Origin of the sequence: Chloracidobacterium sp. (genome assembly GCA_015075585.1) — a bacterium.
GTDB lineage: Bacteria > Acidobacteriota > Blastocatellia > Pyrinomonadales > Pyrinomonadaceae > OLB17.
This window is the reverse complement of record JABTUB010000001.1, coordinates 1866351-1878627: the sequence shown is the minus strand read 5'-3', so window position 1 is coordinate 1878627 and position 12277 is coordinate 1866351. Positions and strand designations below refer to the sequence as shown.

11 protein-coding genes are annotated in these 12277 nt (G+C 54.3%); 8 read left to right on the top strand and 3 right to left on the bottom strand.

What is annotated here, in order from left to right:
* Both HS105_08650 and HS105_08645 read right to left on the bottom strand, forming a co-directional pair.
* Complete coding sequence (locus HS105_08650) at window positions 1-1404, bottom strand: TolC family protein (protein MBE7516659.1); 1404 nt, start codon at window positions 1402-1404, stop codon at window positions 1-3.
* 54 nt (window positions 1405-1458) lie between these two features.
* The gene (locus tag HS105_08645; protein MBE7516658.1) at window positions 1459-1947 is read right to left on the bottom strand and encodes a hypothetical protein; all 489 of its coding nucleotides are present in this window, start codon (window positions 1945-1947) and stop codon (window positions 1459-1461) included.
* Between the two features lie 183 nt (window positions 1948-2130).
* Here HS105_08645 and HS105_08640 point away from each other — a divergent pair, with 183 nt between their 5' ends.
* On the top strand, window positions 2131-2784 hold the full coding sequence (locus HS105_08640) for a class I SAM-dependent methyltransferase (protein MBE7516657.1): 654 nt from the start codon (window positions 2131-2133) through the stop codon (window positions 2782-2784).
* A 51-nt stretch (window positions 2785-2835) separates the two neighbouring features.
* On the opposite strand, the gene HS105_08635 is transcribed toward HS105_08640, so the two are convergent.
* Window positions 2836-3249, bottom strand: a complete 414-nt coding sequence (locus HS105_08635) for a response regulator transcription factor (protein ID MBE7516656.1) — start codon at window positions 3247-3249, stop codon at window positions 2836-2838.
* Between the two features lie 402 nt (window positions 3250-3651).
* Here HS105_08635 and HS105_08630 point away from each other — a divergent pair, with 402 nt between their 5' ends.
* The 7 genes from HS105_08630 to HS105_08600 all read left to right on the top strand — a co-directional run bounded on the left by HS105_08630 (window position 3652) and on the right by HS105_08600 (window position 12270).
* On the top strand, window positions 3652-4131 hold the full coding sequence (locus HS105_08630) for an Rrf2 family transcriptional regulator (GenBank protein ID MBE7516655.1): 480 nt from the start codon (window positions 3652-3654) through the stop codon (window positions 4129-4131).
* Window positions 4128-5036, top strand: coding sequence for a c-type cytochrome (locus HS105_08625; GenBank protein MBE7516654.1), 909 nt, complete (start codon window positions 4128-4130; stop codon window positions 5034-5036). The genes HS105_08630 and HS105_08625 overlap by 4 nt, the downstream gene beginning before the upstream one ends.
* On the top strand, window positions 5033-8674 hold the full coding sequence (locus tag HS105_08620) for a nitrate reductase subunit alpha (GenBank protein MBE7516653.1): 3642 nt from the start codon (window positions 5033-5035) through the stop codon (window positions 8672-8674). Before HS105_08625 ends, HS105_08620 begins: the two co-directional genes overlap by 4 nt.
* Window positions 8675-8744: 70 nt before the next feature.
* Window positions 8745-10238, top strand: coding sequence for a nitrate reductase subunit beta (narH, locus tag HS105_08615; GenBank protein MBE7516652.1), 1494 nt, complete (start codon window positions 8745-8747; stop codon window positions 10236-10238).
* Window positions 10239-10907: a hypothetical protein gene (locus HS105_08610; GenBank protein MBE7516651.1), complete on the top strand. Its 669-nt coding sequence runs from the start codon at window positions 10239-10241 to the stop codon at window positions 10905-10907.
* Window positions 10904-11662 carry a respiratory nitrate reductase subunit gamma gene (gene narI / locus HS105_08605; protein MBE7516650.1) on the top strand — a complete coding sequence of 253 codons (759 nt, stop codon included), beginning with the start codon at window positions 10904-10906 and terminating at the stop codon, window positions 11660-11662. Before HS105_08610 ends, narI begins: the two co-directional genes overlap by 4 nt.
* A 2-nt stretch (window positions 11663-11664) precedes the next feature.
* On the top strand, window positions 11665-12270 hold the full coding sequence (locus tag HS105_08600; GenBank protein MBE7516649.1) for a cytochrome c3 family protein: 606 nt from the start codon (window positions 11665-11667) through the stop codon (window positions 12268-12270).
* The last annotated feature ends 7 nt before the right edge of the window (window positions 12271-12277 follow it).

Genomic DNA, 12277 nt, shown 5'->3' with positions numbered 1-12277 from the left:
TCATTGATCTTTGAATTTCAAGCCCACCGCGATGAAAAGGTCGGCCTGTGCCTTGTAAAATTCGGTTAGGGTTTCGGTTAGGTCGTTGTTCGTCTCCAATAATCTGCGCTGTTCGGCGATGAGGTCGGTTACCTTAAGTTCGCCGATCTCATAAACTTTTCGGACGGTCTCGATATTCTTGAGAGACATCGGCAGAACGGTATTCTGAAGGCCGTTCAGAGCTTTGCGCGAAGCCTCGACGCGTCGAAAAGCGGCCGCAACTTCGCTTTTTACGATCTGTTCGGCAAATACCTTTCGTTCTTGTGCTTGCCGGATCGCGATCTCAGCTTCGGCCTTTGCACCTTGGTTGCGGTCAAATACTGGGATCGAGACGCTCACACCAAAACTGAGGCTTCGGTCGCGTTGGTCAAAAGGCCCTCGCGGATCGTCAATCACCGATCTGCCATACGAAAATTTTGTGGTTGCACTCAATTCCGGTTTACCTTGCGCCTTGGCGAGTCGAAGGCCGGCTGCCGCAAGGCTCTCTTCGAGCAGTGCAAGGCGTATTTCCGGACGTTCGTTCAATGCTGAGGCGATGCCCGACTCGAGGGACGCCGGAAGATAAGGTAAACGGGCGGTCGAGATATCTTCCTTTAGGCGAATTGGCGTCGTCGGCGGAAAGCCCGCGAGAAAACTCAGGCGAGAAAGTGCCGCCTGCAATCGCCCTTCGATCAAACTGCGTCTCGCACGAAGGCGTTCGACCTCTGCCTGAAGAAGATTTAGTTCGAGCGGCGGTGTTTCGCCTTCATTTACGCGGATCTGTACAATCCGAGCGGTTTCGGTGTCAAGCTCAAGCAGTTCTTCGAGGACTTGCAGTTCCCGGAATACGGAAAGTGCGTCGGAGTACGAATCGAGGACCTTTGCGACGACCGCTCGTTGTTGAGCCGCGATCTCTGCCTCACGGATCGCAATGTCCGCTTCGGCCATCTGAATGCGGCGAACCCGAACGCCGTAGAGATCGAGCGGCAGAGCGGCACCGACGGTAAAGGCCCCTTCGCCGCTATCGCCGACGAACGAACCTACCGCTTGCTCGACGTCGAGTGTCGGATTGCGTCTCGATCCTGCCTGAAAACGGCGTGCACGCGCCTTGTCGGCCTCAAGCCGCGCGATCCTGATCTCACCGTTCGAGGCTAGTGCTTTAGCAACCAGCTCGTCGAGTGAAATGCCGTCGGCTTGGCTGTAATAGGTGTCGAAGACCGGCTTTATCAGCTTTCGGCTGCTCGCGCCGGATCGCTCATTCGCCAATTCCGCATTAGTAAATGCACCGGAAACGGTCGTTTGGCCGGCCGCCTGCTGCACAAATGCCATACCCGCAAGTACGGCTCCCGAACAAATGAGTGTTCGGGCACACTTTCTAAATTTCATTCCTGATCTGCCCGTATGCATCGCACACGCGCGGTGTGCTGCATCGTCAAAGATTTATAGCTGGTGCTCTGCCGCAGCGAGAAAAATGCTCGCGGCGGATGCACTGTTCGGCATTAAGAATCGGCCGGCAAATTGCGGCGGTTGGGTGAGAGGGCTTACGCGGGACGGTTCGTATTGGTCGTACTGCATTTCGAGGACACAGTACTCTTTTATGGTCGCGGCCGTTTCAAGATCAATGACGATCAAAGGGACAACGATATGTGAGCAGCCGCCGAAACACTCTGCATCGACGTGTTCCGGTAACTCTGACGGGAAAGGGCTAGAGGTGTCGAGAGTATCGAACTTCGTCTCCTTTTCGGAGAACGTCGTGACGTCAGCCGAAACGGAATCTGCCGTGTCGCTTAAAACGGCGATATGGTCGGCGGGCGGAATGCCTAACGCCTCATTTCCGCAATATAGCTGCAATACCGAGACATCTGCGAGAACATAAAGTACAAAGAAGACCGCCAATAGTCGCACAGCGGTCGGTCTGACTTTTCGCAATATGTTCGATCGGATCATAACCGGCTCGAAAACGCGGAAATAGATTATATCCACAGGCGGGTTACCATAGTCAAAGCGTTATGTTGACGTTTAAGCAGATATTGTTGCTCGCTTGCTCACTGCGAAATGCAGCCGATACACTTGAAACATGGCCCCGAGCAAACGGGAACAGGTGTGAAGCCGATGTCAGGAGAAAATTTCGTTCCCGCACTACGGAACCAACGATACGATCGCTTCTACGACGCCGTTGTTGCCCTAACGACGCGCGAGAAGGCGTTCAGAAGAACCCTGGCCGATCAAGTCGGCGTACGTCCGGGCGATCGAGTTCTTGACCTCGCATGCGGTACCGGAACGTTCGCGATCATGTTAAAGCGTCAGTTTCCGGATGTTGTGATCAACGGACTTGACGCGGACGCCTATATGCTTGAGATCGCTCGCGCGAAGGCCGATAAGGCCGGCTTGGCGATCGAGTTCGAGCAAGCGATGTCATACGAGATGCCTTATGAAGACGGCAGATTTGACCGTGTCGCTTCGAGCCTCTTCTTCCATCATTTGACGCCTGAGAACAAACTGCGGACACTCCGCGAGGTCGAAAGGGTTCTCGTGCCAAACGGCGAGGTTCATATCGCGGATTGGGGACTTGCAAGTAACCGCCTGATGGAGCGTATGTCAGTCCTTGTTCAGAAATTTGACGGATACGAAACGACCGCCGACAGTTTTGCGGGTGCTCTGCCGCAGTTGATGTATCAGGCAGGGTTCGAGAATATCTCAGAAACTCGTTATCTGAACACGGTTTTCGGCACTATTCGGTTTCACAGTGCAAGCAAGCCGCACTGATCATGGATATGGCTAAGTCACAAGCAGGAAACTTGGTGCATTCGTTGAATTTTATGCGTGAGCACCATTGCCGGATGTCGAATTTCCGTTCGTCGAGCGAATGAACAAGCCGGCGCGTTCGGCAATGCGGACCGCTTCCAAACGCGAGTGAGCGTTCAATTTTTTGAGAATGTGCTGAACGTGATTATCGACGGTGTTGCGGCTGATGTGCAGAGCCTTGCCCATCGCAGTGGACGTCTGGCCGGTAGCCAGCAGTTTAAGGATCTCAAGCTCGCGCTGCGTCAATTCGGTTTCGCCCACCGGCGAACGCGATGACTGAATTACGGCGGCAGCTTCCCGCTCCGGTAGATCGATCTCGCTCACAAGAAAATCCTTTACAAGCAGCTCAAGCCTTTTACGCGTATTGATCTGGCGAAGAATATGGATGGTGTACGGGTGTTTTAAGCCGGCATCATCTGCGATCAGTACCGAAACATTGCACCATTGGCGGCCTTTTGGCGTTGTAACCTGCAAGTCGAAGTTCCGTACCGGATTGTGCTTTCCGGCTGCTTCCAGAACGGAGCAGTGTTCTGAACATAGCGTTCCCGTCTCGTCGATGCCGCGGATGACCTCATGGCACGCCACTCCGATCACATCCTGCTGTCGCTTTCCGAGAAGATCTGCGGCACCGTCATTCCAATCGACTATCTGCCCCTCGGCGCTGATGATGAAGGCGGGATCGGAAGTCCCTTCGATCAGACGGCGTATGTCTCTAAGGTGCATAGTGTAATGCCACTACTAAAATGATGCCACAAGACCATTGTTTGCGAACCGTTTGTTTGGAACACTAAACAAGACAAAGATATCCGCTTTTATTGCAATTGGCAAGTGATTCTATCGAAAACCACGGGATACGGGATCAGGGCGCTGGCCTACTTGGCGGGCAGAGAAAGGGCCGCCGTTTGCGGACTGCAAGAAATCGCGGACAGTGAGAACATCCCACCGGTTTATTTGAGAAAGATACTCGGAGAACTCCGCAGGCAGAGGATATTGCGGTCGGTCAAAGGTGTACACGGCGGTTACATCCTTGCCAGGGAACCCGAAACGATCACTCTATGGGAAGTGAATACGATCCTTGCACCCGATCCGTATTTTGATGAATGCCTGTTGGGTGACGGCGACTGCGGACCGCCTCATTCCTGCGTACTCCACGAGGAATGGGACGAGATAAGAAGGATCTTCGTTGATTTTTTGAAAGCTAAGACGATCGCCGAGATCGCTCGAACGATGAATAAGGAAATTCCCGCTGCAGGCATATCAGCCGAAATTGTAGCGGAAGAGAACCATACGATGGAAGGCAAATTATGAAGCAAAGGACAGAACCGCAGTATCGGTACTATCACGTCTTCTTTAGTAAGACATCGTCGATGACGGCCGGAGGGGCACTCATTGCGATGCTTTGTGTCATTTTTCTGACAGGAGCCGTCTTTGGTCAAGACGCCGGTCAGCAGATATTCGAGACGCGCTGTTACAGCTGCCATAACATAGGTGGCGGCGATAAGCAGGGGCCCGACCTTAAGGGCGTAACCGACCGGCAGTCAGAAGAATGGCTCCAGGAATTCATCAAAGGCCCGCAGGCAATGGCTAAGAAGGATCCGGCTGCCGCAGACCTTTTTAAGAAATTCGCCCCGACCGTGATGCCGGATCAATCGCTTACGCCGGACGAGTTTCAGGCGATCATCAGCTTGATCAAGAGCATTACGGCAAATGACGGCACGTTCGTGCCGTCGGGTGCGAAGCTGTCGCGCGAGATCGAACCCGGGGACGTCGAGGCCGGACGGCTGTTGTTCACAGGTGCTACAAAACTCGCGAACGGCGGGGCGGCTTGCAACTCCTGCCATAACCTCAGCGGCGTCGGCGAATTCGGCGGCGGCACTCTCGGCCCCGATCTGACCGCGGTGAACATAAAGTACACCGACCCTGAGTTGATACTTGCGTTAGAAAATCCGAATTTTCCGACGATGAAAAGCCTGTTCGAGACGCGTAAACTCACGGATGATGAGATCGTGAAACTGTTCGCACTGTTTCAGAACTCAAAGCTAAACCATCCGACCGCGAACGTAGTGCCGACGGCGGCTTCGTCGAAGATCGAGCCGGGCTTTCTGATCATCGGTTTTGCGGTCGCGATAATAGCGTTGATCGGTATGAATTTAAGATGGCGGAAGCGTAACCACGGCGTGCGTCAGGAGCTTGTGCGGAGGGCAACAAAATGAACTGGATCAAAGACCTAATCAATCCTAAGACGCGGTCTTGGGAGGAATTTTACCGTAACCGCTGGCAGCACGATAAGGTCGTGCGCAGCACACATGGCGTGAATTGTACCGGCGGTTGCAGTTGGAACATCTACGTCAAGCAGGGGATCGTGACCTGGGAAATGCAGGCACTCGATTATCCGCTGCTCGAGGACGGCCTGCCGCCGTATGAACCTCGCGGCTGCCAACGCGGTATCTCGTTCTCGTGGTATCTTTACAGCCCTATACGCGTCAAGTATCCGTATTTCCGAGGCGCTCTTCAAGACCTTTGGCGTGAAGCGCGTAAGCAATACAGCGATCCGGTCGAGGCTTGGAATTCGATCGTTAGCAATCCCGAGTCGCGGGCCCGCTATCAGCGTGCGCGGGGCAAGGGCGGTTTTCGCCGTGCAAGCTGGGATGAAGTAACAGAGATCATTGCGGCTTCCGTGATTCATACCATCAAAAAGCACGGCGCCGACAGGATCTTCGGATTCTCGCCGATCCCGGCGATGTCGTTCCTGTCGTTTGCGGCCGGTGCCCGATTCCTGCAGCTTTTGGGCGGCGTAAAACTCAGCTTCTATGATTGGTACTCCGATCTTCCGCCGGCGTCCCCCGAAGTATGGGGTGAACAGACCGACGTTGGCGAGAGCGCCGATTGGTATAACGCAAAGTTCCTCGCGATCATGGGTTCAAATCCGAATATGACGCGAACGCCCGACTGCCACTTTGCGGCGGAGTCACGTCACAACGGCACAAAACTGGTGGTGATGGCCCCCGACTTCAGCCAAGTCTCTAAGTATGCCGACCAGTGGATCCCGGTGCTTGCGGGACAGGACGGAGCCTACTGGCAGGCGGTCAACCACGTTATTCTTAAGGAGTATCATTACGATAAGCAGACTCCGTACTTTATTGATTACGGCAAACGGTACACCGACTCACCGTTCCTTCTGGAACTCGTCAAAACAGAGAATGGCTATGAGGCCGGGCAGCTTGTCCGAGCGAACAGGCTTTCGCGTTACAAGGATGAGGAGAACGGTGAGTGGAAATTCCTTATATGGGACGAGCGTTCCGGTGAAGCACGTATGCCCGGCGGCAGCATGGGCCACCGTTGGGCCGAAACCCAAGGAAAATGGAACCTCGAATTCAACGATCCGTCAACGGGCGAGGAGATCGACCCGCAGCTGACACTTATCGATGATAAGTCGGATGTGACGCAGGTCATCTGCCGCGAGTTCGGCACCGATCAGGTCTTTACGCGCGGTGTACCGACGCGAACCCTAAAGACCGAATCGGGTGATGTTAAGGTAACGACCGTTTACGACCTGCTGATGGCTCAATTCGGCGTTGATCGCGGGCTTGGCGGCGAGTATCCGACCGGCTACGACGACGAAGAAAGGTCATATACACCTGCGTGGCAGGAGAAGTTCACGGGTGTTAGCCGCAATACTGTCATCAAGTTCGCACGCGAATGGGCAAGTACCGCTGAGAAGACCGAGGGCAAGTGCATGGTCATCATCGGCGCGGGCATAAACCATTGGTATCACAATAACTTGATGTACCGTTCGGCGATCACGGCGCTGATGCTTTGCGGCTGTGTCGGCAAGAACGGCGGCGGGCTTAATCACTACGTCGGCCAAGAAAAACTTGCACCGGTCGCCTCGTGGTCAACAATTGCGTTTGCAAAGGATTGGATCCCGACCTCGCGCATGCAAAATGCACCGTCGTGGCACTACATCATGAGCGAGCAGTGGCGCTACGAGCGTGAGTTCAAGGAATATTATTCAGTTCCCGACAACTCCGCGGTCGACCCCGAGACCGGAAAGATCGCACATCTGCATGCCGCGGATGTACAGGTAAAGGCAGTGCGTAACGGATGGCTTCCGTTCTATCCGCAATTTGAACGCACCAACGCCGATCTGCTGAAGGAAGCGGCGGAGGCCGGAGCTGTCACGGAGGCGGAGGTCGCCGATCATTTGGTCAAGCAACTAAAGGATCGCACACTCAAATTCTCGGTCGAGAATCCGAGCGCTCCTGAGAACTATCCCCGCGTTTGGTTCATCTGGCGCGGAAACGCCCTGATGTCGAGTGCAAAGGGGCACGAATATTTCCTAAAGCACTATCTCGGGACGCATACGAACACCATTTCCGAGGAGATAGTGGGAGATACCGTTAAGGATATTATGGCCGAGACGCCGACCGTTCCGGGCAAGATGGACCTCGTGGTCGATCTTAACTTCCGGATGGATACATCGGCTCTTTACTCGGACATCGTTCTGCCTGCGGCAACTTGGTACGAAAAGGCCGACTTGAACTCGACCGATCTCCATTCGTTCGTTCATCCGCTTTCGGAGGCGGTGCCGCCGGCGTGGGAGTCAAGAAGCGATTGGGAGATATTCCGCGGCCTTGCAAAGAAGGTCAGCGAATTGGCCGAAACGCATATACCGGAGCCTGTCAAGGATCTTATTACGGTCCCGCTCGGGCACGATTCGCCTGACGAGATCGCTCAGCCGAAGATCAAGGATTGGTCGAAAGGCGAGTGTGAGGCGATCCCCGGAAAGACGATGCCGCACATTAAGATCGTCGAGCGGGATTACCCGAATCTCTATAATCAGTTCATCTCGCTCGGGCCGCTCGCTAAGAAGAACGGCATGGGAGCTCACGGCGTGAAGTACGACGTTGCGGATTTTTACGATGATGTCGTTGAGTCAAAGCAGTTCCCGCTGGTCGAGTGGGGCGGTGAAAAATATCCGTCACTAAAACGGGCTGAAGAAGCCGCGAACATGGTGCTGTGGTTCGCTCCTGAGACGAACGGTGAATTCGCGTACCGAGCGTATCAGTTCATCGAAAAGAAGGTCGGCCGCCCGCTTGCGCATCTCGGCGAGAAGTCGCGAAATGCTCGTGTAACGTACAAAGACCTTCAGGCTCAACCGCGGCGGGTCATAAATAGTCCGATCTGGTCGGGCCTTGTGACGAACGGCCGTGCCTACTCGGCGTTCACTTACAACTACGAGAACTTTGTTCCGTGGAGAACGCTGACAGGGCGGCAGCAGTTCTATCTCGACCACGAAGGCTACATCGCATTCGGTGAAAGCCTGCCCACGTATAAGCCGTCACCGAAACCCGCGGATTTCGGCGACATAAGGCTCAGCACGCAAGGCCCGAAGACGCTGGCCCTGAATTACCTGACGCCGCACGGTAAATGGCATATCCATTCGACCTACTACGACAACAACCGCATGCTCACGCTTTCGCGCGGCATCGAACCGCTGTGGGTCAATGACAAGGATGCGATCAAACTCGGCATCAACGACAACGATTGGGTCGAGGTCTATAACGACAACGGCGTTGTCTGCACCCGTGCCGTTGTCAGCGCGCGCATCCCGCCGGGTGTTTGTATCCAATACCATTCACCGGAACGCACGTTGGGCATTCCGAAGTCGCCGATGCGCGGTAATCGCCGTGCCGGAGGCCACAACAGCCTGACGCGTATTCGTTTGAAACCCGTATTGATGATGGGCGGCTACGGCCAGTTCACCTTCCACCTCAATTATTGGGGTCCGACGGGAGTGAACCGCGATACGTTCATCTTGGTGAGGAAGCTTGAAGAGCTGAAATGGTAATTTTGCCCGGCCGCTGCCGGTTAGAGGGGGCGGGCGGCCGGTCGCCGAGACAAGAAGAGGGGAAATAATTATGGATGTCAGATTACAGATCTCAATGGTCTTTCACTTGGACAAATGTATCGGTTGCCATACATGCTCCATAGCCTGCAAGAATGTTTGGACCGACCGCAAGGGGGCTGAGTATATGTGGTGGAACAACGTCGAGACAAAGCCGGGAACCGGCTATCCGACGTTGTGGGAGAACCAAGAAAAATACCAAGGCGGCTGGGAGAGGAAAAACGGCAAGACCACATTGAAAATGGGTAGTAAGCCGTCGCGGCTTCTCAATTTGTTTCACAGCCCGGCATTGCCGAAATTGGATGACTATTACGAGCCGTGGACCTATAAATACGAGGATCTCTTTGATTCGCCCGAGGGGGCAGATCAGCCGACCGCCCGCCCGATCTCGATGGTTACGGGCAAGTTCATGGACATCGAAGCCGGGCCCAACTGGGACGACGACCTTAGCGGCTCGCCCGTGTATGCGGCGAATGACCCGAACCTCGGAGATCTGACGCCGGAGGAACAGGATGAGCTTTTCGATATCGAACGACTCGTGTTTTTCTACCTGCCGCGTATCTGCAATCACTGTCTGAACCCGGCTTGCGTCGCAGCATGCCCGTCCGGTGCGATCTACAAACGCGGTGAGGACGGCATCGTCCTTATCGATCAGAACGTCTGCCGCGGCTGGAGAATGTGCGTAACGGCGTGTCCGTATAAGAAGACCTTCTATAACTGGTCAACGGGCAAATCCGAGAAGTGCATCTTGTGCTTCCCGCGTCTTGAAACGGGACAGGCACCCGCATGCTTCCATTCCTGTGTCGGCCGTATCCGCTATCTCGGCGGACTGCTGTATGACGCCGATAAACTCACGGGAGCCTTGGCCGTTTCGGATGATGAACTTGTGGATGCTCATCGCGATATCATCCTCGATCCGCGCGACCCGGAAGTGCGGGAGAAGGCGAAAGCGAACGGCATTGACGAGCGGACCCTTGAAGCGGTAGAACGGTCGCCTGTTTATAAATACGTAAAGGAGTGGAAGCTTGCCCTGCCGCTGCACGCGGAGTTCCGCACGCTGCCGATGCTCTTCTACGTTCCGCCTCTACTTCCGGTGATGGCAAAGACCGAGGATGGCGTATATGACACCGCGAACGAAGAGCTCTTCAGCCCGATAGAGAAGGCTCGCCTCCCGATCAAGTATCTGGCGAGTATGTTCTCCGCCGGAAATACCGATCATGTTTCGCTGGCTCTGAAAAAACAGTACGTTGTCCGCCTCTTTAAGCGGCTCGATACTGTAGGAGATATCGATCAAGAGACAGTTGACAGGGCAATGGCCGAATGCGGTATGACGCCTGAAGAGGCTGAAGCTATCTATCGTCTGACATCGCTTCCGACAATGGACGAGCGCGTTGTAATTCCGCCGTCACATCGCGAAGAAGCAATGCAAATGCTCGATGAGGATATGTGGGAACAGAAGGGATCTGCCGGCTTTGGTTTCCGCGAGGCCCCTGCGAGAGGAGCTTAAATGTATAACGGACCTATTCAAACAAGGCGCGATCATGCCGCGAGCGATCCGGTACGGTACGCACAAGAGCATTATAGGGAAACGGCGGAGATACTTGTCTCAAAGGATGCTGCAGCGGTTCCCGCGGAAATGGCGGACATTTTGGAATACCCGCGTGCCGATTGGGCTGAAAAGCTCGAACAGGCAAAACATTCAACGTTCGCCAAGGCTGATCCGGACGGACACTTCGCCGATTTCTGCAACGGAATAGCGGAAATACCGCTTACCGAACTGCAAGAACTCTATACGCGTTCCTTTGACCTGAACCCGGCGTGTGCTCTCGAGATCGGGTATCACCTGTTCGGTGAGGACTATAAGCGGGGTGCCTTTCTCGCAAGCCTGCGCGAGACGCAGGAGGGTTTTGACCTTGGACAGGAACAGCAACTGCCGGATCATCTGCCTGTTCTGCTGAGGATGATCCGCTGTATGGATGACGACGATCTTCGCGGATCGCTTATCAATCTCTGCCTGATACCGGGATTGGAGAAGATCATCAAGAAATTCAAGGAAGTGAATCCGTATTTGGATCTCATCAAGGCCACGGCTGCCGCACTTCGCGGCACTGTTTCCGCAACGGCGATGTCGCGAATGCAGGCCGCCGTCTCAACGTCAACAGAGGTGTCATTATGATCGATTATATCCTGTACATCTTTTTGCCCTACGCGGCGTTCACACTTTTCGTAGTGGTCTCGATCTACCGCTATATCCTTGATCGTTTCTCGTATTCGAGCCTGTCATCACAGCTCCTCGAAGGCGATGAACTGTTCTATGGCTCGGTGCCGTGGCACTTCGGGATCATAGGTGCCCTAACAGGGCATCTTATCGGCTTTCTGATCCCGAAAGAGGTTCTTTGGTGGAACAGCGTTCCTGTTCGGCTGTATGTCTTAGAGATAACGGGGCTGCTTTTCGGGCTTCTGGCTCTTATCGGAATTCTGGCGTTGATCTGGCGTAGGTTCACGACGCCGCGGATCAAGTCGGTAACGACGGTCGTTGACACGGTTGTGATCCTTCTGCTTGGTCTTCAGGTCGTATATGGCGTTTATATCGCGATCTTTCTTCGTTGGGGTTCGTCATGGTACGCATTTGCGGCGGTGCCCTATCTGAGGTCGCTTTTCATGTTCCAACCGGACATCGCAACGATCCAAACGCTTCCGCACTGGATCAAAACACACATAATAGGAGCATTCCTTCTGTTGGCGATCTTTCCTTTTTCCCGCTTGGTGCACATGGTGTCGCTGCCGGTCAGCTATTTGTGGAGGCCGTATCAGGTCGTGCGTTGGAATTGGAACCGGAAAAAGATGCGCGGCCAATATCGGATGGGAAAAGGGCAGAAATCATCAGATCCCAACGCAAAGTCGGGACATGCGGCTGAGATCGCGAGGTGATCATGAGTTTACGGACGCTGATAATTATTTCTCTGTTGGTCACGTTCGTCGGAGCATTCTTCTTGCTTCGGACGAAGTCGTTCGTGATCTATGGTGACCAGTTCGGGTATGAACCTGTGCAGCCGATCAATTTTTCGCACAAGATCCACGCGGGTGATAACAAGATCAACTGTATGTACTGCCACTCGAACGCTGATAAATCGAAGGCGGCAGGCGTGCCAAGTGTTGCAACCTGTATGAACTGCCACAGCAAGATCTATCAGAATCTGACCGATCCGGCACACAAGGCGGACGTGGAAAAGATCTATGCCGCCATCAATGAGAACAAGCCGATCGAATGGGTCAAGGTCAATGACGTGCCTGATTTCGTAACATTCAATCACAGCCGGCATGTGACCGCTAACATTAGCTGCCAGACGTGCCACGGCCCGGTCGAGACGATGGAGCGTGTATCGCAGCAGAACACGTTCACGATGAGTTCGTGCGTAAATTGCCACCGGACTTACAACAACATGGTGATCGATGAGAACGGACAGCCGCAGCCGGCCGCGCCGGGCGATCCAAAGGTGCTGAAACCATCGACGGATTGTGCGGTTTGTCATCACTAATACGAAG